The 23,212-nt window shown below is 38.4% G+C and carries 15 protein-coding genes and 1 pseudogene; 6 read left to right on the forward strand and 10 right to left on the reverse strand.

What is annotated here, in order from left to right; all coding sequences use genetic code 11:
- Nucleotides 1–53: 53 nt before the first annotated feature.
- The 4 genes and pseudogenes from PGR14_RS11140 to PGR14_RS11155 all read left to right on the forward strand — a co-directional run bounded on the left by PGR14_RS11140 (nucleotide 54) and on the right by PGR14_RS11155 (nucleotide 4,465).
- The gene (locus tag PGR14_RS11140; RefSeq protein ID WP_055157086.1) at nucleotides 54–473 is read left to right on the forward strand and encodes a LysM peptidoglycan-binding domain-containing protein; all 420 of its coding nucleotides are present in this window, start codon (nucleotides 54–56) and stop codon (nucleotides 471–473) included.
- 343 nt (nucleotides 474–816) lie between these two features.
- Entirely contained in the window at nucleotides 817–2,187 is a 1,371-nt protein-coding gene (locus PGR14_RS11145) for a sodium-dependent transporter (protein WP_055297567.1), read from the forward strand.
- A gap of 27 nt (nucleotides 2,188–2,214) precedes the next feature.
- Nucleotides 2,215–3,213 (forward strand): annotated as a pseudogene (locus PGR14_RS16270) (Gfo/Idh/MocA family protein); the annotation flags it as partial.
- A 175-nt stretch (nucleotides 3,214–3,388) separates the two neighbouring features.
- Nucleotides 3,389–4,465: a tyrosine-type recombinase/integrase gene (locus PGR14_RS11155; RefSeq protein WP_055260568.1), complete on the forward strand. Its 1,077-nt coding sequence runs from the start codon at nucleotides 3,389–3,391 to the stop codon at nucleotides 4,463–4,465.
- A 24-nt stretch (nucleotides 4,466–4,489) separates the two neighbouring features.
- Here PGR14_RS11155 and PGR14_RS11160 read toward each other — a convergent pair whose 3' ends face one another.
- Both PGR14_RS11160 and PGR14_RS11165 read right to left on the reverse strand, forming a co-directional pair.
- A complete protein-coding gene (locus PGR14_RS11160) occupies nucleotides 4,490–5,191 on the reverse strand; it encodes a DNA alkylation repair protein (RefSeq protein WP_055260567.1) in 702 nt (233 codons plus the stop codon).
- Between the two features lie 80 nt (nucleotides 5,192–5,271).
- Nucleotides 5,272–6,666: an MATE family efflux transporter gene (locus tag PGR14_RS11165; protein WP_055260566.1), complete on the reverse strand. Its 1,395-nt coding sequence runs from the start codon at nucleotides 6,664–6,666 to the stop codon at nucleotides 5,272–5,274.
- A 152-nt stretch (nucleotides 6,667–6,818) separates the two neighbouring features.
- Here PGR14_RS11165 and PGR14_RS11170 point away from each other — a divergent pair, with 152 nt between their 5' ends.
- Nucleotides 6,819–7,055 (forward strand): LysR family transcriptional regulator, encoded by a 237-nt coding sequence (locus PGR14_RS11170; protein WP_055260565.1) that lies wholly within the window; start codon nucleotides 6,819–6,821, stop codon nucleotides 7,053–7,055.
- 15 nt (nucleotides 7,056–7,070) lie between these two features.
- Here the strand turns inward: PGR14_RS11170 and PGR14_RS11175 are convergent, their stop codons facing one another.
- Nucleotides 7,071–8,603, reverse strand: coding sequence for a hypothetical protein (locus tag PGR14_RS11175; RefSeq protein WP_055260564.1), 1,533 nt, complete (start codon nucleotides 8,601–8,603; stop codon nucleotides 7,071–7,073).
- Between the two features lie 60 nt (nucleotides 8,604–8,663).
- Nucleotides 8,664–9,557, reverse strand: coding sequence for a NifB/NifX family molybdenum-iron cluster-binding protein (locus PGR14_RS11180; protein WP_055260563.1), 894 nt, complete (start codon nucleotides 9,555–9,557; stop codon nucleotides 8,664–8,666).
- A gap of 125 nt (nucleotides 9,558–9,682) precedes the next feature.
- Between PGR14_RS11180 and PGR14_RS11185 the strand changes: the two genes are divergently transcribed.
- Nucleotides 9,683–11,569: an ATP-binding response regulator gene (locus PGR14_RS11185; protein ID WP_055297569.1), complete on the forward strand. Its 1,887-nt coding sequence runs from the start codon at nucleotides 9,683–9,685 to the stop codon at nucleotides 11,567–11,569.
- Nucleotides 11,570–11,633: 64 nt separating this feature from the next.
- On the opposite strand, the gene PGR14_RS11190 is transcribed toward PGR14_RS11185, so the two are convergent.
- The 6 genes from PGR14_RS11190 to PGR14_RS11215 form a co-directional block, all read right to left on the reverse strand.
- Complete coding sequence (locus PGR14_RS11190; RefSeq protein WP_055297570.1) at nucleotides 11,634–12,296, reverse strand: vWA domain-containing protein; 663 nt, start codon at nucleotides 12,294–12,296, stop codon at nucleotides 11,634–11,636.
- 162 nt (nucleotides 12,297–12,458) lie between these two features.
- Nucleotides 12,459–13,469 carry an O-acetyl-ADP-ribose deacetylase gene (locus tag PGR14_RS11195; protein ID WP_055297571.1) on the reverse strand — a complete coding sequence of 337 codons (1,011 nt, stop codon included), beginning with the start codon at nucleotides 13,467–13,469 and terminating at the stop codon, nucleotides 12,459–12,461.
- 2 nt (nucleotides 13,470–13,471) lie between these two features.
- Nucleotides 13,472–13,870, reverse strand: coding sequence for a (deoxy)nucleoside triphosphate pyrophosphohydrolase (locus PGR14_RS11200; RefSeq protein ID WP_055297572.1), 399 nt, complete (start codon nucleotides 13,868–13,870; stop codon nucleotides 13,472–13,474).
- Between the two features lie 44 nt (nucleotides 13,871–13,914).
- The gene (locus PGR14_RS11205) at nucleotides 13,915–16,872 is read right to left on the reverse strand and encodes a DUF3427 domain-containing protein (protein ID WP_055297573.1); all 2,958 of its coding nucleotides are present in this window, start codon (nucleotides 16,870–16,872) and stop codon (nucleotides 13,915–13,917) included.
- A gap of 303 nt (nucleotides 16,873–17,175) precedes the next feature.
- On the reverse strand, nucleotides 17,176–18,951 hold the full coding sequence (locus PGR14_RS11210; RefSeq protein ID WP_270223402.1) for a GmrSD restriction endonuclease domain-containing protein: 1,776 nt from the start codon (nucleotides 18,949–18,951) through the stop codon (nucleotides 17,176–17,178).
- Between the two features lie 46 nt (nucleotides 18,952–18,997).
- On the reverse strand, nucleotides 18,998–23,209 hold the full coding sequence (locus PGR14_RS11215) for a hypothetical protein (protein ID WP_270223403.1): 4,212 nt from the start codon (nucleotides 23,207–23,209) through the stop codon (nucleotides 18,998–19,000).
- Nucleotides 23,210–23,212 lie beyond the last annotated feature (3 nt).

Below are 23,212 nucleotides of genomic sequence, written 5' to 3' on the forward strand. Positions count from 1 at the left end.
TTCTGGTATATAGGAGAACTGAAAAGATTACAGAAGAAAAGGGAGGAATTATCATGAGATCAGAGAAAAGAAAAGATATGTATGCAGATCGATATCATGCAGGAGCAAAAGGACAGAAGCACTGTCATTATGCAAAGCACCGTAAGACGAATTCTATCAGACGGTTTGTGACAGGGATTGCGGCTCTGGTGATGGTTATGTCATTGAGTTTTGGATTTGGAAGCTTTTTCTCCAGTGCGCACGATAGCAAAGCTGAAGAACCTTCCGGAGAGAGATATTATAAAAGTGTCCAGCTTGAAAAAGGGGATTCACTCTGGAGCATTGCACAAAGATACAGACGAACAGAAGATTCCATATATGAATATATGGATGAGCTGGCAGAAGCAAATCATTTAAGTTTAAAAGACAGGAATAATCTCCAGGAAGGAGACTATCTGGTTGTTTCGTATTATGGAGATGATTCTGTTTATTAAAGACCATCTGTGCTGTCAGGTAGCAGCGAATAATCTGCCTGATAGCACATTATATACACTCTATTTTTTATAAAAGTCTAAAAGACTAAGACATTCTTAAGGTCTCTAACCAAGATCCCATCGCTCACCCCGTCTTAGTCTTTCCGGACTTTTTAATTTTATACTAAGAAATTATTACTGGAACAGGTTTTAAAAGAATACACGGAATGTATGGATAAATTATAAGACAAAACTTATTTTATATTTTTAAGGCTATACTTGATTTTACTAGTGACTTTAAAGGATTATCATGATAAAATCAAATGAGTGTATTTAATTTTAGAATAAAAGAGGAGATTTTGTTATGGATAATCATAAAAAAAGGAGTACATTTTCTGGTAAATTAGGATATGTACTGTCAGCAGCAGGAGCTTCTGTAGGTCTTGGAAATATCTGGAGGTTTCCTTATCTTGCGGCAAAATATGGCGGAGGAATTTTTCTGCTTATCTATATTCTGTTAGCCCTTACTTTCGGTTATACGATGATAATTGCTGAATCAGCAATTGGCCGTATGACAAGAAAAAGTCCGGTAGGTGCGTTCAAATCTTTCGGAAAGTCAAAATGGATTTCTTTTGGGGGATGGATTAATGCGATTATTCCGGTTCTGATTGTACCATATTATTCTGTAATTGGAGGATGGGTTATCAAGTACCTTTTGGAATATGTAAAAGGGAACAGCAGTAGTCTGGCTCAAGATGGATATTTTTCAGAGTTTATTTCAAATGGATTTTCTACAGAAATCTGTTTTATTATATTCTGTCTGATTACATTGATTATTATTTATGCAGGTGTTCGGAATGGAATTGAGCGTGTTTCAAAGTTTATGATGCCGATTTTGATCGTGCTTTCGCTGATCATTTCCATTTACTCAGTAACACGACCAGGTGCAATGGAAGGCGTGAAGTATTTTCTGGTGCCAAATCCAAAGAATTTCTCATGGATGTCTGTGGTAGCTGCTATGGGACAGATGTTTTATTCCCTATCGATCGCTATGGGAATTTTGGTCACATTTGGTTCTTATATGAAGAAAGATATTTCGATTGAAGATTCTACAAGAAATGTAGAAGTATTTGATACAGCGATTGCAATTATGGCAGGACTTATGATCATCCCAGCCGTATTTGCGTTTTCAGGTGGAAATCCGGATACGTTACAGGCAGGGCCGGCACTGATGTTTATTACAATACCAAAGGTGTTTGAGAATATGGGATTGGGAACAGCAATTGGAATTCTGTTCTTTCTGCTTGTTCTTTTTGCTGCGCTGACAAGCTCAATCGCATTGACAGAGAGTGCAGTATCTACATTTGAAGATGAAATCGGCTGGAGTCGTAAAAAGTCTACTGTGCTTGTTGGTGTGATCATGATAGTATTAGGAAGTTTATCTTCACTTGGATATGGACCACTTGCATTTGTGAAAATTATTGGTATGCAGTTCTTGGATTTCTTTGATTTCCTGACTAATTCGGTAATGATGCCGATCGCGGCACTGATGACAAGTCTTTTGGTAGCTAGAGTTGTTGGGGTAAAGAAGATAGAAGAAGAGATTATTCATGGAGAAAGTGCATTCCGCAGAAAGAAGATTTTTGCTGTTATGATTAAATATCTGTGTCCAATCTTTGTTCTGATTATTTTGATCAGTTCTGTGGCGAATGCATTTGGATGGATTTCTATGTAGAATAATATGTGAAAAAAGGAGTGTAAAGAAATGGAACAGATGAAAGTTGGAATTATCGGTGCTGGGCGAATTGCAGAAAATATGGCGAAAACACTGGACGGTATGGACGATGCGGCTGCATATGCCATTGCTGCAAGAAATCTTGACAGAGCGCAGAAATTTGCCAAAGAATGGGGATTTGAAAAGGCATATGGCTCATACAAAGAACTGGTAAATGATCCGGAAGTAGAGTTGATTTATATCGCGACACCACACCCGTTTCATATAGAACATGCCAAACTTTGTATCAATCATGGGAAACCGGTACTTTGTGAAAAACCATTTACTGTAAATGCTGTTGGAGCAAAAGAAGTATTTGCTCTCGCAAAGGAAAAAGAAGTCTTTATTACGGAGGCAATTTGGACAAGATACCTTCCATCCCGTAAAATAATCGATGATATTATTGCAAGTGGTGAAATCGGAGAAATAAAGGGGATTTCAGCAAATCTCGGATATGATATGCATACAAAAGAACGTCTGATCGATCCGAAGCTTGCCGGTGGAGCGCTATTAGATGTAGGTATTTACCCACTGAATTTTGCAAGCATGGTTTTAGGCGATGATGTTGAAGAAACGCTTTCTTCCTGCGTAAAATTTGACAGTGGAGTGGATGCACAGAATTCCATTATTCTGAAATACAAAAATGGATCGATGGCTTCTATACAAAGCAGTGCACTTACCGGTACAGAACAATATGGTATGATATATGGAACCAAGGGGTATCTGATTGCGGAAAATATTAATGATATTACATCGGTAAAAGTATATACACCGGATCGGGAATTTGTAAGGGAAATTACAATGCCAGAACAGATCACTGGGTTTGAATATGAAGTACGCGCTTCTATGAAGGCTATCCGTGAAGGAAAACTTGAATGTATGGAAATGCCGCATGAAGAAAGTATTCGCATCATGGAACAGATGGATGGACTTAGAAAAGACTGGGGGATTGAATATCCATTTGAAAAAGGAAACAGACCGTGTTAGTAATTAGAATCAGCTGTCCCTGGCAAAAAGTTGTCTTGGGACAGCAGTATTTTGAATAACCAATCTATACGACAAATACCGATTTTTCCAAAAGATATAGACAAATCTTCCGAAACCATGCTATAATCATACCTATATCGGGGAAATTTATGGAATTTAGGAGGTTCTTAGGATCATGCCATCTGATACAAAAACATACCAGGAAGAAACTTATATTGATAATACTATTCGTCTTCGTGGTGTTTTAAACACCATGCCTGACTTTGCACGTGATTATTTTCGTGCCATTGAACCAACCACATCACCAAAGACACGAATATCGTATGCATATGACATCCGTTTGTTCTTTCAGTTTTTAATTGAAGAAAATCCTGTTTATAAACATCACTCAATTAAGGACTTTCGGGTACAGGATCTGGAAGCTATTCAGCCGGTTGATATTGAGGAATATCTGGAATATCTGAAGGTCTATGATACTACAGATGTTCATACCAAAGAAACCAAACAGGTCACAAACTCTGAACGCGGCTTATTTCGCAAAATGTCTGCATTACGCAGCTTTTATAATTATTTCTTTAAAAGACAGATAATTCAGAAAAATCCGACCTTATTTGTAGACATGCCGAAGCTACATGATAAGGCGATCATACGTTTGGATACCGATGAGGTTGCAAAGCTTTTGGATTATGTGGAATCCTGTGGTTCCAAATTAACCGGTCAGGCACTCTCCTATTATAATAAGACGAAAGAACGTGATATTGCGATCATTACTCTTCTACTTGGAACAGGTATTCGAGTATCGGAGTTAGTTGGACTGGACCTGTCAGATGTGGATTTCAACAATAATGGGGTCATGGTGACACGAAAAGGTGGAAGCCAGATGGTTGTTTATTTTGGTGAAGAGGTGGAAAAAGCACTTCGCAATTATCTGGAGACATACCGTAAAGCGGTAACGCCCCTTGCTGGCTATGAAAATGCTCTGTTTTTATCAACCCAAAGGCGCCGGATCGGTGTACAGGCGGTTGAAAATATGGTTAAAAAGTATGCCAGTCAGATTACAAATAAAAGAATCACGCCACATAAGCTCAGAAGTACCTATGGTACTGCCCTTTATAAGGAAACGGGGGATATTTATCTGGTAGCGGATGTTCTGGGGCACAAAGATGTCAATACAACGAAAAAGCACTACGCTGCAATCGATGAAGACAGACGACGTAGTGCTGCAAATGTGGTAAAATTGCGGGAACCGTAAATTGTCAAAGCTCGGTAAAACTTATTATTTCTTTACTCTTAATGTCCTTAAATAACTCTTCTGTTCCGGCGTGATCCGGTAGCTTTCAATTGCTTTCTGAATCGTCTTATTATGTGTCCAGGTGTCCAGCCTTTGCTCTTCCAGATAAGGAATGATCTGGTCATACTGCTTTGCAAGAGCGGTAGCAAAATACCAAGCACGCATCATGTTTACATAATATTCGTCTGATTTAACTTCGGCTACCTTTTTGGGATATTCCGGTTTAAACTGTTCATCCAGATAATACCGCATCAGCATTCCAATTCCAAAACGGACGATATAAGGGTGATCCGATGCTATCCAGCAGCAGACTTCCTGGATAAATATGTCCAGATGTTTTTTTACTGTCCGGAGCGCGATCATATCACAGGTTGCCCAGTTGTCTATATACGGGAGAAAACGGTCCAGTGCGGCAATACAGGATGGGTACGCTTTAATCTGTTCAATCAGCAGTCCATGAAGGTTGTTTTCTTCATAATATTTATGTGGAAGCACTTCAAGAAATGCAGAAACATTGTCTGTTTTACCGAATTTTTTTGCGTATGCGCGCAAAGAAGGAGTCCGCACACCGATGACGGTTTCCTTATTGACTGTCGGCATCAGTTTTGCCTGAAAATCCCGATAAGCAAGATCCTGTATTGCAAAGAGATCTGCTTGTACATTTTCTATTACTTCTCTACTGCTCATTTGTCATTTCCTCCTGAAATATTGTAGATTTATAATTCGGTATAACGAAATTTGCTACAGCTTGACAGTGGTTTACGCATTTATAAGATCGTGCCTGTCTCATAGAGAGCATTCTTCCGCTCCATACGCTTTAATTCCGGCAATACGGTAAGTAACATGGTGATGAAGCATAATCCTCCACCAATGACGTTAGAAACCGGCTCAGCGAGAAATACGCCGTCTGTTCCCATATGCAGGGCATACGGCATTAGATATGTCAGAGGCACGACGATAAATACCTTCCGAAGTAGTGAGAAAAAGATTGCTTGCTTCTTCTTATTCAGGGATTTAAAGACCGTTTGGCCAATGTATTGCATATCCATGCAGATAAACGCTGCAAAATACTGCTTCAGGGCAGGAACTGCATCTTTCATCAACGTAGCATCTGAACTGAAAATTCCGATCAGGGTTTTCGGCGCGATGATGATAATACTCCACATCACAGCTGTGTATCCGAGAATCATAAGTGCCATCATGGCACCGGCTTTTCTTACACGGCATGGGCGTCTTGCACCATAATTGTAACTCAGGATTGGCGAAGTTCCTTCGTTGATTGCATAAATCGGAGTTTCTACAAGCTGTCTGACACTGGATACGATGGTCATAACAGAAATGTAGATATCTCCGCCTGTGACGGAAAGTACATTGTTGCAGACAATCGTTACCAGACTGTTTGTCAACTGCATGATAAATCCGGCAGTTCCCAGGCTTACAATGTTTTTTGCATAAGCTGTACAGCTGGCAAGTTCCTCTTTTTTGAGGAGCCTCACTTTCAGTTCTGCTTTCTTTGTAAGAAAGAAAAAGACAAATGCAGCAGAAAGTGTCTGAGAAATGACCGTTGCAATTGCGGCACCGCGCACGCCAAGCCCGAACACAAAAATAAACAACGGGTCAAGCAGCAGGTTCGTTACTGCCCCTATGGTAACTGAAAGCATGCCGATGGTTGAATATCCCTGTGCATTGATAAACGGGTTCATACCGGTTGCAATCATAGAAGGCAGAGTTCCGATCAGGTAAAGCATCAGGTACGGATATGCATAGATTAGAGAGTCTTTTGAGGCACCAAACAGTACCAGGATCGGGCGGGCAAATAAAAAGCCAATTACCATGAGTACAATGGCACAGACACAGACCATGGAAAAAGAAATATTCATAATTTTTTTCGCTTCCTGTGGCTCATTTTTGCCGCGCTCAATCGAAAATAATGGTGCCCCGCCGCTTCCGAATAGATTGCTGAATGCGGTAATGATGACAATTACCGGGAAACAAAGACCGACTGCACCAAGTGCTGCAGTTCCGATGTGCGGGATACGTGCAATATAAATCCGGTCTACAATGTTATAAAGTAAACTTAAAATCTGGGCAACCAGCATCGGGAGCGATGCTCCAAGGATATTACTGGTTATCGTTCCATTTTCAAAATCGACTCGTTTCATTTGTAAATTCATTCCTTTTTATTTTTCTTGCTTTTTAATTCTAACATGATGTAATATATATGTAAATTATTGTTTTTATATGATAATTCAATAAAAATCATATGGATAATATATTTTCATTTTTAAATAATCAGGAGATGAATTACATTTTTATGGAAATCAGACAGTTGGAATATTTTCGTGCGATCGTAGATGCCGGAACGATCAGCGGTGCAGCAAGAGTTCTTCACATGACCCAGCCACCGCTGAGCTATCAGATGAAGATGCTGGAGGAAGAATTACAGGTATCACTCTTTTTGCGAGGTACAAAGAAAATTACGCTTACAGATGCCGGAAAGACGCTTTATGAGCAGACCGGTAATCTTTATCATTTGGTAAGTATTTTTTAAATAGGATAAATAGAATTACCAGCTTGATTTCTGCTCATCTATAACTTCCAAAGTCTCCGGATTTACCAGATAGAAATCAACCAGTTCTGTCTCATATCCACCATCCGGATATACCTTTTCCAGAACCAATTCTTCGAAAGTATTATTATTTTCATCTGTCTTAGAACCGTTATCATACAGACAGTAATTGACATTTACTGTTGTACCATCCTTCTCTTCTGTTGTCTCAGAGAGGATCGCGTAATTTTCTCCCTTTGCATTTGCTGTGTAAGTGAAATTCATATCCGGAAGTGGATCCTGTTGCTGGATATATTGATACACAGCACGCATTTCGTCCTGAAGCGGTGAAGTATTCTGGGATTCCTGTGCCGGAGAATTTTCGGTAGAATCAGTGGTACTACTATCTTGTGTTTCCGAATCATTCGGGTCAGAATCCGGTACAGAGGATTCTGTTAAAGTGTCTGTATTCGGCAAAAACAAACCCGTTTTTTGCATATAAATCAGGTTATCAGTTCGGTACTGTGTAGCGATTCCGTAATCAGGCTGTACGGAAAGATAAATATAATGCTGATCTTGACCAGTTACGGTTTCCGTTCCTTCTACGCCAAAGCTCACAATTAAAAAGCTGTAACCAATCAGAGAAAGTAAGAAAAGAGTCAGTGCGGCATAAGAAACGGCAATTATTCGTCTTGCTGCTTTTCTATTAAGGAGACTTTTTTGCTTTTTATACAGACAGATCATGCCCCAGATCAGCAGGCAGGACAAGGTGACGGAAACGCAGATGGTGGATATTTCAGCAAAATAATAGCGGATTGCATATCCTGCGCTTTTATTGATACCATACCATGCACCGTAGAAAAAGGTACTGTATGCCAGAACGATTGTAATCAGACAAGTACGCAGGATATGCTCTTTTCTTGTCGGAGTGAAATTTTTTAATGCAGAAATAAGTCTGTCCATTTCGTCTGCTTCAATCCAGGTGGTAAGTTCTGCTTCAGATGGATATTCACCGTTTGTGTCAGGAATTCCTGTATAACGGGTTAAAAACTGATTTTTTGTATCAGTATCTCCCACTTCTGCTGCCAGTAAGATCTGCATATAATACAACTGTTTTAACTGGACCGGTGTGCATTTTTCAACAGAAATCTGTGTAATTGTCTGTGTAGCATGATCGTATTTCCCAAGCTGGATTTCAAGGCTTGCAATCAGGAGCAGCATGCGGTTATTCGTAGCAAGATCGCGGACAGATTGTATATGATACATATAAAGCGCATACTCATAGTGTTCGTCCAGTGGCATTCTACTCGATATCTTTCTGCTCCATCCGGCTTCTACAAACTGGAGCCCGAAAGCAAGTTCGATAACGGCAAGAAGCTGGCAAAGGAAAGCCGTAAGTCCCCAGACATTGGTAGTGAGTTTCTGATAGGTCAGAAAAAAGATTGCAGCGGCATCCAGGATGACGAACAACCATCTCAGCATGAACACGCGGCGGGCTTTCTTTTTTACGGTTGGATTCCATGGATATGTTTTTAATTCTGAATCTAGCACGGGCAAATCTCCCTTCCGTTGTCTAATTATCGATTTCCAAAAATATAATCTTAGTATTTACTATTTTACTTCTACCAGTTCGATCTGGAAGTTCAGTTCTTTTCCAGCCATCTCATGGTTGGCATCAAATGTGATGTTGGTTTCTGTCTTTTCGGTTACGGTTACCGGGAATGGCTGTCCGTACTGGTTGGTCAGATATGCATGTGCACCGACTTCCAGATCTTCTGATCCAGGAAGCTGTGCGATTTCCAGCGTAAAAATGGCGCGTGGATCCGGCATGCCGTAAGCTTCTTCCGGCATCAGATGGATGTTGATGGTCTGTCCTATTTCCATTGTTGCAACGGCTTTATCGTAACCATGGATCATCTGTCCGGCTCCGCATACAAATTCCAATGGCTCTCCGCGGTCATAGGAAGAATCAAACTGGGTACCATCATCAAAGGTACCTCTGTAATGGGTACGGCAGGTCTTTCCGACATTCGGACCTTCAAAATCCGGCACATGTGCGCCACCACATCCGCTACATCCACTGCAGTGTCCGCCACAGGAATGTTCTTCTTCAGCAGAAGTTTCTTCTGTTGCTGTTTCTTCATGCTGTCCACAGCAGGAATGACCTTCTTCGTGGTGATGGTCACAATTTGTACCTGCAGATTCCAGTTCTCCTGCAAGATAGGCATTCACTGCCGCATCTACTTCTCCTGCTGCACCGGATATAACTTTGATACCGGCTTCTTTCAGCGCTTCTTGTGCACCTTCTCCGATACCGCCACAGATCAGAACATTTGCACTCTGCTCAGAAAGGAATCCTGCAAGCGCACTGTGTCCGGCGCCACCAGCATGAACAATCTGCATTGAAGTGATCTTTCCGTCTTCTACCTCATACATTTTAAAAGTTTCTGTCTTTCCGAAGTGCTGGAAAATAGATCCGCCTTCGTATGTTACTGCTATTTTCATTTGTAAAATCCTCCTTGAGATACCTTTACTCAATAGTATAACATATGGATTGCGAAACGCATAGAAAAAGTATACAATAATGAAAGAAATAATGAGACAAAACGAAAGAAAAAAGGGACTGGAAAATGAGTAGTATTTATTTGAGCAACGCAATATTTATGATGATAATACTGACGATCATCTTTTTAAGGATCCGGTATTATATTACATGGAGCCCGAGTAAAAAATATACGATGATCTTTATTGGCATGGTAGAGCTTTATGTGTTAATGGATGCATTGTTTATGAAAGAACTCTTAGGTAAGTCAGGAAACCTTTTGCAGTTTAAGATGGTTGTGTTTTTCTTTTATCTGGTTTATGTAATCATGCCATATGTGTGGCATTTGTTTATGCAGAGTTATATGGGGATTAACCGTTCAAAGAAGCAAAGATTTGCGGAAATGATTCCGTTCATTCTCCTGGTTCTGATGGTGCTTCTCTCAGTTCCGACGGGAATTGTCTGGAGATTTTCACGGAACCGGACCTATATACGCGGTACATTTTTCGGAGTGTTTGCCGTACTCAATCTGTTTTATTACGTTTATACATTTGCACAGACATTCTTTATTTTATTCATGAACAATACAAAGGGTGTCAGATATCTCATAAAATCGGCACTGTTTTCAGCAGTCCCACTGATCGGAATTCTGGCAAATACCTATATCATTCCACTTTATGGGGCATATCCGTTCCAACCGTACTGCCTGGTAATCGGAGCACTGCTCTCCTACCTGTTCATGGTGGAGCACCAGCAAGATCAGATGGAGTTTGAACACCGGAAAAGACTGTCCAAAGCATTGGAACTGGAAAAAGAATCGACACGGAAAGCGAAAGTAGCCGGTGAGGTAAAGAATGCTTTCCTTGCAAATATGTCCCATGATATCCGTACCCCGATGAATGCGATCATTGGATTTTCTGATATCATTGCAGAACATCCGGATGATGAAGAAATTGTAAAAAATGCAATTTCCAAAATTCAGGCATCTGGTGAGATTCTTCTGAAGATCATCAATGATGTGTTGGATCTGTCTAAAATCGAAAGTGGAAAGGCAGAAATTGTGGAGATGGTAACTGACCTGAAGCAAATGGAAGAAAATCTGAAAATGATGCTCGAATACAGCATCCAAAAGGGAATGATTGATTTCAAAGTTGAGGATCAAATAGAGAATCCACTGGTATGGTGTGATGCGACAAAACTGCAGCAGGTACTGGTAAATGTACTGAATAATGCAGTTAAATTTACCCCAGCGGGAGGAACGATCACATTTAGCTGCGTCCAGAGAATGATCGCACCTGGATTTGCCGAATACAAATTCACGATAAAGGATACCGGAATCGGTATGACTGAAGAATTTCAGAAACATGCGTTTGAGGCATTTGAAAGAGAGCGAACTTCTACCGAGAGCAAGACTGAAGGAACAGGGCTTGGACTTGCGATTGTGAAGAAACTGGTAGATCTGATGCATGGTGATGTGATAATCCAAAGTAATTCCGGTCAGGGAACCAAAATACAGATTTCACTTCCCCTTCGGATTGCAACGGAAAATCAGCTTCATCAATCAGATAAAGCAAAGGAATACAAAATAGGTCTTGACGGAATGCATGTACTTTTGGTGGAAGATAATGAATTAAATGCAGAAATTGCCATGGAAGTTTTGAAAAATAAAGGGGTTCTTGTGAACTGGGTTCCGGATGGATGCGCCTGTGTGGAAGAAATTCAAGATAAGGAAGCAGGCACATATCAGTTTATCCTGATGGATGTACAGATGCCACGGATGAATGGATACGAAGCGACACAGAAAATCCGTCAGCTTGCAGATGTGAAGAAGGCACAGATTCCAATCATTGCCATGACTGCAAATGCATTTGAGGAAGACCGGAAACATGCGCTGGATGCTGGGATGGATGGGTTTATTATGAAACCGTTCCGGGTGGATGAAATGATGAAGGTGATCGGAGAAGTGATGGAATAAATGAATGTGGAAAGAGCAGGGAAAGAACTTTGGAAAGTTCATCCCCTGCTCTTTGTGTGTTTCATCAATCTACGCGGCTATGTTGCCCGCGTTTTTTGTAATCTTTATCAATCCGCTTTTTCCAACTAGAATCAAGCGCTGCATTGCACCGAACAGCAGATATGGCATCATTTAATACTTCATAATTCAATGCAGTTCCTTCGCAGTCACATTGATAATTGGCAGCTTTATCGGCGTCAATTCCAAAATGACTGGCTGTTTCAATCGCATCAATATTTGCGCCAAGAAAGAGAAATTCCCATCCATATTTTTCTTTTTGTCGTTCGATCATCTGCTTTACTTTATCAATGCGATAAATGTGGCTTGCATTTTCCATTCCATCAGTCATGATGATAAAAACGGTATGCTCCGGTACATCTTCCGTGCGTGCATATTTGTGGACATTTCCAATGTGATGGATAGCACCGCCGATCGCATCCAGGAGAGCCGTACAGCCGTACACAGAATAATCGTCTTCTGTCATAGAGGGAATCTTCTGCACCTCTACTCTGTCATAAAGGACTTTACTGTTATTGTTAAAAAGCACGGTAGAAATCAGCGCCTGCCCTGCCTCTCTTTTTTGCTTTTCAATCATAGAATTGAAGCCGCCTATGGTGTCTTTTTCCAGTCCGCTCATGGATCCGCTGCGATCTAAAATAAATACAACTTCTGTCAGATTTTTTCTCATACTAAATTTCCTCCTAAGTAATGGCTTATTTTGTTTGTAACTATAGGATACTGCCATTTTCTGGGGAAATGGTCGCATGAAAAGCGACACTTTTTTATGGATCAGAAAATTTCTACAGAATCATATCAGGCGAACAACGCTGTGTGCAAAATTATTTTCTTCTTAGCCTCCAATCAGGCTTTGGTCAAAGGCAAATAGTGCTTCATTGATTTCGTAAATATTATAATTTTGCTTTAAGATAAAATATTCAACGATTACGTCAAATTTGCTGGAATGAGACAGGGCAAATCCTGCTTTCATCAGCATATCCTGAATTTCCGGATGCGGAAGCTCAAGTGCCAGCGCAAATGCAAGAACGGTCGGTTTGGATGGTTTGTAGTACTTGTCATTTTTAATCTTGGAAAATAATTTCCGGTCAATATTGGCTTTCTTATAACACTGAGAATCGGTCATTCCACTTTCATCAATCTTCCGAAGCAGCATTTCAGAAAAGCTTTCATCCATTTGCTGCAAGGCATCTTCCAAAGTTGCAGCCTTACTTAACGGTACATTTGATGGCTCTGGTAAAGATATGCTTTCACAGAGATCCATTTCCCGGAACTGCTTCTGGCGCCTCATTGCTTCGGATGTTTTGTTAATGTGTGTTTCTACATAATGATCATCGATATAAGATGCAATATCAGAAAACAGTTTGCTGCTGATCCGATAAGCTGCTTTATCAAAAATGACGATGTATACTGTCATATCATTTTCCATAAGAAATGCGCTGATCGCGTCGATTGCAACCTTCAGCGCCTGAGCTTTCGGATAGCCGTAAATTCCGGAAGAAATCAGTGGAAATGCTATGGTTTCACAATGTTTTTCTTTTGCAAGTGCTAAGGAATTTTCATAGCAGGAAGTAAGCAGCTCCCGCTCATGAAACTGTCCGCCTCTCCAAATAGGACCTACTGCGTGAATGACATAATTGCAAGGCAGATCATAGGCGTTTGTAATCTTTGCATCTCCGGTATGACAGCCGCCCAAAGTGCGACATTCCGCTAAAAGCTTTGGCCCTGCTGCACGGTGAATGCAGCCATCCACTCCACCGCCGCCGAGCAGGGAAGAATTCGCGGCATTGACAATGGCGTCTACGGGCATTTTTGTGATATCATTTCTGACGATTTGTAATGGCATAATTAAGCATGCTCCTCTAAATATTTTTCAATCTTTCCAATCAGCGCCTGATCTGCCGGAAGCCAGTCTACGCTGTAAAGAGTCTCTTTGGTGAGCCATTTGGCAGCTTCATGCTCTTTTAGGATCAGATCGCCGGATTTTACATTACAGATAAAACAATCCATTGATAGGTGGAATTTTGGATAGTCATATTCTACGGTGTCAAGTAGCTGAATGACTTCGATTTCCGTATCTAATTCCTCTTTAATTTCCCTTATGATGGCATGTTCTGGCGTTTCATCTGGTTCGATCTTTCCACCGGGGAATTCCCAGCCGTCTTTAAATTCTCCATAACCTCGCTGGGTTGCAAATATTTTATTGTCAGCAAGAATGATTGCTGCAACGACTCTGATTGTTTTCATGGTAGTTATCTCCTGTTGTATAGTAGTGTTAAAGTGTTTTCGTTTTATCCATTTACAATATATTCATAGATATCTTCTCTCACCGGTGTATCCAGAATCCATTCGATCTCCACTGCTGTCTTATCCGTATTCGGCATAACGAATTCCTTTACCTGCCCGGTCGCATTCACGCGTCCAAGATAATAAAATTCTTTGGAAATCTTATCATCTTTATTTTTTCGCACAAAAAGCTGAACATCAATTCCCCGTTCTTTTGCATGCAAAAAATTCTGTACATCTTCTGAAGCAATGGTTCTTCCGCTTTTGGAAATAGCGATCAAACGGTTATCCCCTACAAAATGATCTTCATATTTGGTAGTGTCACTGATATCATCCTGTTTATCATAATTGATAAAAATCGGAAAAGTCTTTGTTTTCTTATCGAACTTATAACCACCTATGTTGAGAGGGACTTCATTTCTTTCCCAGTTCAGCAGTCGGCAGACATCTTCATATGTGTATTTCTGATATAATACCAGGTCTGTATTCTGATAGCGATTGCAGTAGTTTGCATGGTACCGCGAAATACCAAAGTCTACTAATTCCTCTAAAATATGATAGAAATCTGGGTTTTGCAGCATTGCTTCGAAAGTCTTTGAAACGGCATAGTCATCCTCTTCTTTTTCGAGGAAAACACAGTTTGCATAAGTCTTTTGCGCAGCGTTTGTCGGGAAATGATTAGTCATCATGTTTATGATATTCTCAGCACAATTCTCATCCATGGACTGCTGATAATTTTCGGAAAGTGACTCCTGCAAAAGACCGAGCAGACCGTGATGATATTTCAATGAACGTTTCAGCAATTCCAGTTCGTGGATTCGCTTACCACTTGCCAGTTTCTTTGAAACAAACTCGATTACTTTTTCTTCGTCAGCAGATAAACGGATTTTGTATTCTTTCTCATATTTTACGAGAAATTTATAATACGATCCTAGACTGTTATTGTCAAAAATCCTCAAAACATCCATTTCACCATATTTGTCAAAATCAGCAAGTGCCGGGATATGTCCAAGTTTATTTTTCAGATTCGTATAGTTTTCGCGGATCAGCTTAATATCGCTGAAATTTGCATTATCAATCGCCTGGAAGATTCGTTTCCTGGAAATCTCGTCAAAATGGATCGTGCTTGCACCGGGAATTACTCTGCCGCCTTCTGTTATGTAACGGCGGATATTATCCTTATTGTAACTGCGATCGCCGGACAGGGCAATTGGAATCATAAAATTATTTCGGTAATTTCCAATAAAATCCAGTACGACCACGTATTCTTTTCCTTCCGCTTTTCGAAGACCACGTCCTAACTGCTGGATAAATACAATTGGTGATTCTGTTGGACGCAACATGATAACCTGATTGATCTCTGGTGCGTCTACACCTTCAGAAAATATATCAACAGAAATGATATAGTCTAAGGCATTTTTGCTGTCATCTCCCGTAAGGCGTTCAATTGCGTCTTCACGCACTGATTCTGAGTCGCTTCCGCTGAGAACAATCGTCCGCCACCCCTTTTCGTTGAATTTGACGGATAATTCTTTTGCTTCATCAATTCGGCTACAGAAAATAAGTCCTTTGACACGCTCTCCACTGCATCCGAAAAACTCAGCCTGCTTCATAACATTTAAGACTCTGGTATCCGAAGTTAAATACCGGAAATTCTCCATCTTCTCTTCCGATGATTTTCCACAGTCACTGATAATTTCCAGATCTGTAATTCCAAAATAGTGAAAAGGACAGAGTAAATCTTCTTCCATTGCATTTTGCAAACGGATTTCATAAGCAATCTGATGATTGAAAATCTCATAAATATTTCTTCCTTCCAGATTGTCATCTCGTTTGTCCGGTGTGGCAGTCATTCCAAGCCAGAGCCGAGGGATAAAATAGTCCATGATGTGTTTGTAACTGGCAGCAGAACTGTGGTGAGCTTCGTCAATAATAATCAAGTCCCAGTGATCCCGCTCATAGTGTTTCAAAGTTTCTTCTTTGCTGATTGTCTGGATGGTTCCGAAAACAAAATCTGCATCATAATCCTGCTGTTTCCCAGTAACCATTCCCATAGATACTGTTCCATTAAATACCTTACGATAGGACTTTAGTGCCTGTCGTGCAATTTGATTCCGATGTACCAAAAAGAGAACACGTTTAAATTCAAGTTCACGTGCAGCAAAGGCTGAGGCATATGTTTTTCCAGTACCAGTCGCAGAAATCAGTAAGGCTCTGTCCTCTCCTGCCTCATAAATTTTTCGTAGATTATTGATAAATCCAACCTGCATTGAATTTGGCTGAAGCCGATAAATCTCCAATGAAGGAACTTCTGACTGCCGTGCAATTTCTTTTTGCTTCTGAATAATTTTATTTTTTGTATAAAGCGTACTATATGCATCGATAAACTCTTCATAAGGTAAAGCCTGATCAGCGTTCCAAAGTTGATTAAATTCATCCAATATAGTATGTGTATATTCACCATCTTCTGTTGCTACGATCTTCGTATTCCATTCCCGGTTCGTTGTAAGTGCAGTAAGTGTCATATTGGAACTTCCAACAATAATCTGATAGATGTCCTCTTTTTTGAAAATGTATCCCTTGGTATGGAACCCATCTTTGGAACCTTCTGACATGAACATTTTAAGTTCGATATTTTTAAAATTTGCCAACATCCTGAGTGCTTTCGGTTCACTAAATGTCAGATAATCGGTTGTAAGAATTTTACCTGGGATTCCACGCTGCTCCAATTCTCGTAAAGTCTGGAGAAGAGGTGTGATTCCGCCTTGGGTAATAAATGCCACACTGATATAAAATTCGTTGCATGACAAAAGCTCATCCTCGATGGATGAGATCACTTTTCGTCCTTCTTTATAATTGTTGGACACAAACTGTGGCTTATAGGTCAGGTTGGAAGTGATTGTCTGGTCAATGAAAGCAGTTTGTAGACCGTGGGTTAGTTGTTGGATTTTATCGTTAGTCATTTTAGTGTTACTCCTGAATGGAAATTGTTAAATTTATCCACAATGTTATTTTTTATTGTTCCTAATGAAATGCCAGTTTTTTCTGAAGTTTGCTTTGTTTGATAAATGGATTTTTTTATCAACTGAATAATCTCTGACTCATCTTTTGTTCCAAAATTGCATCTTTAATCTCCAAAGTTGTACTTACTGCTTTGGTATTTGAACAATAATCGTAAGAATAATTTTCATTCAATGGTACATTAATTCGAAATACCTTCTGATTTAGAACTTTTAATAGATTACAAAAATATTCCCTAATAGTGTTTAACTTAATTTTCCGCCAAATGCATTTACAACATCTTCACTATCTCTTCCAGAAATCGATTTTCCTGTAGCTTTTTCAATTGCATTTAATAACATCTTTGCACGTTTAATAATATGTTCTTGAAAATTATCATTTCTACAAGAAACCACATCAATCCAATGAGTTGTCAAATAAGTGTCTAATATATCAGAAGAAACTTGTCCTTTATTTTCAATTTTTGTAAGATATACGCTTGGTGCAACACCCCCAATTTCTCGATTGGTAGAGTAAGTAATAGGCGTTTTGTTGATTACCGAATTCCATTTTGCTTTATCATATTTCTGTTTTTCACAGTAATCTTTTGGAAATATATGATGAATATCAATATTTTCTGCTTTATAAACAGAAAAATCCATTTCTCTTCCAGAAATAAAATCCTGGCAATGATTTTTTAATATCAATGCCATAATCCCTTTATAAGCAGCGGATAATCTGGACTGTAATGATAGCAATCTTGTAGGATTAAAATAGGAATCCTGAACAGTTTTTGGCACTTTGGTATCGTCTGAAATCCAATCCATAACACCTACAACGTCTAAAACATATCGTGTTTCATTTGCACTGCCATACATTTCACCAAATACTCCGCACCAGTACCATTGTTTTATTTTATTCTTGATAGTTGTTGTTTTAATCTGGTTATTTTTAGAAAGGATTGTACATAATACAGCAAGTGGAATAAACTGTGTTGAATATGGCAAATCTTTACTGGAAAAGATTCGTTCTTCCTGAAGAATTTTTTCAGCTTCTACAAATCCGTTTGTTAAATCATCTGCATACTTTTGATATTCGTCTAATGTAAGATTTAAAACATCTTTTTTCTTACAGCTTACAGTGCCACCTTTTTGATAAGTAGAAAGTAGAGTACATGCAGTTAAAAAATCCGTAGCAGAAATAATTGATAATAAATCTCCATTAAAGTATGCATTTTTTCGCTGCTCCCAGTCTTTTCTAAGCTCAAAATCATCCATTGCGAATACTGCAGTAATGAGCTCAAATACTGTAAGGGACACACCACCGGTATTGACATTTTCAAACACCTGGCACACCGCTTCTTTTGGAGTGTTTTTATCCAATAAAATAACAGGAATTTTATACTGAAATACAGGCATAATAATGTTGCCTTGGAAGTTCATCCATTCTTGTACAATTGTTGCATCATTATTATGATAAGCCATGTAGTTTTGCATCCAGATAAAGGTTTTTGAGTTATCAAGGATAATATTTAAAGGAAATAGTTTGTGTTCATATTCCTTATCAGGAGTAGATAAATCTAATTCAATATCTCTTCCAAAATTGGATGTAATAAGTCTGGTCTCTGGTATTGAAATGATAGCGTCTACTCTATCGGCAGCAGAGTCTAATGCTTTTTCAATATCGATATAATAAAACCTCTTTATATCTTTGCCTTTATCCGTTCTGGTATGAACGGGATTAGGATTATATAATGACGAATAAATAGATGTAAGACGCTGCTGACCATCAAGAATTAATTCGGATGGGGCAATATCTTTAGCTGGTGAACCTTCTATTACTCGATATTTAAAACGAATATTTGCATTCCCATATTCCAGAAACATTGCTGCTCCGACGGGAAAGGAGTTTGTGATACTGGCTATTAGTGCACGGATTCTGTTGTCATCCCATACCCAACCACGCTGAAAATCTGGTAATTGGGTAGTGCCGTTGTCAATTGATTTCATTAAATCTGTAATTTGTCGATCGTTTGTTTGCATATTTATTCCCTCATAAGTTAATTTATTTTTTGAAATGTACAAAGTATCATGAATATTTAGCAAGATACTTTTTGGCGTTATCTATATCTTCTGCTATTAGTTCCTCTTCATCAGGAGGAACAGGGAGTGATATATAATAATCGCAATTACCTTCTTTATTACATTTTTTTCCCATATTTTCTTTACAATTAATATTATAGCAGATTGAATTTTCTATATAAACGCAATGGGCATAAATATTTTTTTTAATATTAGTTAACGGTGAAGATGCAATAGAAGATGGTAAAATAGAATCTGTATTTGCAAATTCATTTTTGATGATAGATTTAGTGTTTTCAGTAAAATGATATGTTATTACGTCATTATCAATGGTTTTTTCCAGTGTATATGCTTTAGGTTGTTTAGTTTTTTCCCATTTTAAAGTACCTGTCATTTTGGCTGAATGTATACCTGCTTTTTTATTATGTTCAATATTTTCCTTTACTTTTTTCGCTGAATTGTTATTCATCAACTTTTCATCCACTACCACAATCAATTCCGATAACGCTCTGGTATACGCAATATACTTTTCATTCCGATGCATCGCTGCACTTACGACAAAAACCTTATCAAATTCAATGCCTTTCACTTCATCAACATACATAACAGATATAAAACCATTATCCATTGTTTCGCCTATCATATTTCGTATGTTTTCTGGCAAAATATCCATATCAAGGTATTTCATTTTTTGTACAGTTCTTGGTAATAAAATAGCAATTCGTTCGGTTGTTATCATTAACCCTGCAAGTTCTTTCTCCAGATCTCTTCGTGAGATTTCTCGTACCTTTGGTCCGTCTACGCCTGTTTGCAGTGTTTTAAGTCCAAAATTATCGTTACAGAAACGAGTAATCTGATTCGTATTTCTATAATTTTCATTCAACACATATTGTTCTGCCTGAAGCTCCGACAGCAACAGATTCCAATCTGATATACCTCTACCAGATTTCATTAACTGATTGGTGTCTCCGAAAATATTGAAAACCACATGATTTTGGTTTAATTCCGACAATAATCTATATTCATTTACTGCCAGATCCTGTCCCTCATCCACGCATATAAACTGCATATTTCCAATTTTCTTATTAAAATACTTCATTGCAAACATCAGCTGTACATACAAGTCATATCTATGACATTTTCCTGTGATGCTTTTAACACCATTCTTCTCTTTGAACACCTGCACGGATTCATCATATATTTGCTGATATATATTCACTAAAGAATATTTTTCTAATTGTTCGTACAGATATTGAATTGTCTTTTTTATCTCTTCCGAATATTGTTCTGCTTCAACACGATGATACCCTTCGTAGGCTGCTTTAATATTATCATCAGATTCACTCAACTCATTGAAAAAACGACTATATTCTTCTTTTGCATTACTGCATAATCGTACTTCATCCTGTACTTTCTTAATGTATACTGAGACTTGTTTCATCCATGCAAGGATTTCATCATCTTCCTTTCCATCCTGTCTCATGGACAAAATCTTCTTTTGTTCATCCAATTGCGTCTGTAAAGGAATTACCTTGGCTTTGACTTCTTCAATATCTGCATCCAGTTTTTCCAGCTTTGCCCGTTTTCCAAAAATAATCAATGCACCTTGAATACGGGCATATTCTTCCTGTAACTCCTGAATTTTCTTATTAAGTGCTTCAATCTCCTGTTGCTTTTCCAACACGTATTCACCAATCTTGGTATTAACTCTTGGCAAAGATTCTTGTACAATGCTCTTTGCAAACTGTTCTGAAGCCGGAATTCGATCTTCCAGAAATGCCCTACGTTCTTCTGCTTTTGTAATTTTATCTTGGGCAGATGCAAAATCTTGTTCTTTTTTTCTTAACAGATCATTCAACGCATCTACACTATATTTCATCTGGATTGTAAATCTGCTCTCTTCAGTCCAGGAAATAGTTTTCTTTTCCTGATTCATCGCCTCCTGCAGTTGAATCAGAATGTCTACTAATCCATTACGCTTTTCTAGAATATCGTTATATGCACGTTCAAAATCATTCTTAAATTGATCAGAATAAATGTAATCCACATAATCCTGACGTACCTGCATTTCAGAAACAATTTTGTTTTCCGGTTTAAATGCAGAATCATACTGTAAAAGCATATCTAAATAGTATTGCTCAACAGATATTCTATGTACAGATCCTATTTGCAAACCTTCTGCAAGTCCTTTAATATGCAAGCTGAATTGTTCGTTTGGTGTCAAAATCAAAGCATTCTGTGAAAAGTCAAAATACCGTTGCCTATATTTTAGTGCCGAAAGTCTATGCAGTAAAACCATTGTTTTTCCTGATCCTGCACATCCCTGTACGATAATATTCTTATTAAAATCTGTATTAACAATCTTATTCTGATTTTCCTGAATGGTTACAAAAATATCTGTAAGGTTATGCTGTTTTTTACGTATATTAAGCACACGTACCAGAAATGGATCCGTAATACCACTTTGAAATATTACATCCTCATCCGTTCGTAAATTCACATATCCATATAAAGACGCCTGATCAATATCAAATTGTCTGGATAATTTAATGCCATATTCTTTTCCATCTTTATGAATCTTTATGGTCTGATAATTGATCAGCTCATATCCCAAATCACTATTAGCTGAAATTACCTTTTTACCATCTTTCAAAATAACATCTGATGCACCGATATAATATGTTTCTGTCGCACCATCTGCTGAAATATCTACTCTGTATGAATATGGCTTTGGTATATAATTTTCTAACTCCTCTAATCTTTTCCCGTATTTATTTGCACTGAGCGATTTTGCAAAGGATAAATTTCCGTCATCATAATCACCTACTGCATATGGATTTACGTAATCCGTACTTTCATGAATTTCTTTAATCTCACCAGTAATTCCTGACTCTATATTATTAAGGTGATTTCTTTCCAAATTAAATACTTCACCTGAAGTAATTTGATAATCTGCATCATTTACATCACTTATGATTGTAACTTCTGGTCTTCCCAAAGAGTAAATCACATTATAATCATCAATATCCATATAATACTTCTGACACTGCGAGCAATATCCTACCACAAAAATATAAGATTTTCTGCCGCCCTTTTTTTGATTTACCCAAATCAGTACCAATACTTCCTCTGTTTTATGTCCTTCCAGCGAACAATAAATAGAATCTGATACTACTACGGTATCCTCCTCAGTCAACTTGAAGCAATCCGCAGCATGACTATATGTATATATCTCACGTTTACCGTTTTCAACGATATAGTCCGGCTTTATTTCTCTCATTTTAATCAACTGTTTCTTCGGCCGCTTTTTAACGAATGATTCTGTTTCTATTACCGGAACACCATTTAAGGCACAGTTGTCTTCTAGTTCTGCAACAGAAGAACTTCTCATAAGAATTTTATTGCATTTGTCGCAAAAGTATCCTGTGAACTCTACTTTTCGATCTTTATATTTTTTTATACAAGGAATTTCAAAAAGTGCTTCCTCATGGACAGGACATAATGGATTGTCTTCTGTCCAGATTTCAGGTATATAGATTTTGTCCTGGTCTGCAATTTCGTAAGCCTTTATCTGACTTCTTAAATACTGGTTGCTAGTCTCCAAGGAATAAAAAGTATGAGCAATATTTCTTTTGGTTAATGCCTCATGAATATATTCTTTCCCTGATTCTTCCAAATAGATACGATTACATTGCGGACATATTTTCAAGACAACACCATATGTTGCCCCTTTCCCCGTATATCTAATTTGTTTCTCTTTGAATAGAACCCGATGTATGAAACATTTATCTGTCTTATCCGGAATCGCTAATGCCTCCAGCGGCTCCATGTTATCCTTCAATATTTCTGCTAATCTTTTTCCTTCATAGTAATTATTCTGGATTGCTATAAACTCTTCATTTACTTCTTCCGGTTCATCAACATCCGGTTCCACATCCACACTATTCCGTATGTCTTGTTCTTCTTCGAATACTGCTGATGATTTCGGGTTTCTTTCATCTTCCTGCACTATTTCACTAGAATCATCGGTAGTATTTACTGTATCTTGATTACTGTCTTCTACTGACACACCCAATACTTTAGCTATATCAGGTCTTGAAGCTAATAATCCTATTTTCCCAGCTTCATCTAATGTCTCTAAATAATTGATAAATTCTTCCGGAATATCATTTACGTCTATTTCGTCAATATCCCGTTGTTTAAAGAAATTTAATGCCATTTT

Source organism: Coprococcus sp. AF99-45, from assembly GCF_027663865.1.
Classification (GTDB): domain Bacteria; phylum Bacillota; class Clostridia; order Lachnospirales; family Lachnospiraceae; genus Allocoprococcus; species Allocoprococcus comes.

What these genes read in the sequence shown, in the direction of transcription:
- PGR14_RS11140 (WP_055157086.1), top strand. Translation starts at nt 54, where the DNA reads ATGAGATCAGAGAAAAGAAAAGATATGTATGCAGATCGATATCATGCA.
- PGR14_RS11145 (WP_055297567.1), top strand. Translation starts at nt 817, where the DNA reads ATGGATAATCATAAAAAAAGGAGTACATTTTCTGGTAAATTAGGATAT.
- PGR14_RS11155 (WP_055260568.1), top strand. Translation starts at nt 3,389, where the DNA reads ATGCCATCTGATACAAAAACATACCAGGAAGAAACTTATATTGATAAT.
- PGR14_RS11160 (WP_055260567.1), bottom strand. Translation starts at nt 5,191, where the DNA reads ATGAGCAGTAGAGAAGTAATAGAAAATGTACAAGCAGATCTCTTTGCA.
- PGR14_RS11165 (WP_055260566.1), bottom strand. Translation starts at nt 6,666, where the DNA reads ATGAAACGAGTCGATTTTGAAAATGGAACGATAACCAGTAATATCCTT.
- PGR14_RS11170 (WP_055260565.1), top strand. Translation starts at nt 6,819, where the DNA reads ATGGAAATCAGACAGTTGGAATATTTTCGTGCGATCGTAGATGCCGGA.
- PGR14_RS11180 (WP_055260563.1), bottom strand. Translation starts at nt 9,557, where the DNA reads ATGAAAATAGCAGTAACATACGAAGGCGGATCTATTTTCCAGCACTTC.
- PGR14_RS11185 (WP_055297569.1), top strand. Translation starts at nt 9,683, where the DNA reads ATGAGTAGTATTTATTTGAGCAACGCAATATTTATGATGATAATACTG.
- PGR14_RS11190 (WP_055297570.1), bottom strand. Translation starts at nt 12,296, where the DNA reads ATGAGAAAAAATCTGACAGAAGTTGTATTTATTTTAGATCGCAGCGGA.
- PGR14_RS11195 (WP_055297571.1), bottom strand. Translation starts at nt 13,469, where the DNA reads ATGCCATTACAAATCGTCAGAAATGATATCACAAAAATGCCCGTAGAC.
- PGR14_RS11200 (WP_055297572.1), bottom strand. Translation starts at nt 13,870, where the DNA reads ATGAAAACAATCAGAGTCGTTGCAGCAATCATTCTTGCTGACAATAAA.
- PGR14_RS11205 (WP_055297573.1), bottom strand. Translation starts at nt 16,872, where the DNA reads ATGACTAACGATAAAATCCAACAACTAACCCACGGTCTACAAACTGCT.
- PGR14_RS11210 (WP_270223402.1), bottom strand. Translation starts at nt 18,951, where the DNA reads ATGCAAACAAACGATCGACAAATTACAGATTTAATGAAATCAATTGAC.
- PGR14_RS11215 (WP_270223403.1), bottom strand. Translation starts at nt 23,209, where the DNA reads ATGGCATTAAATTTCTTTAAACAACGGGATATTGACGAAATAGACGTA.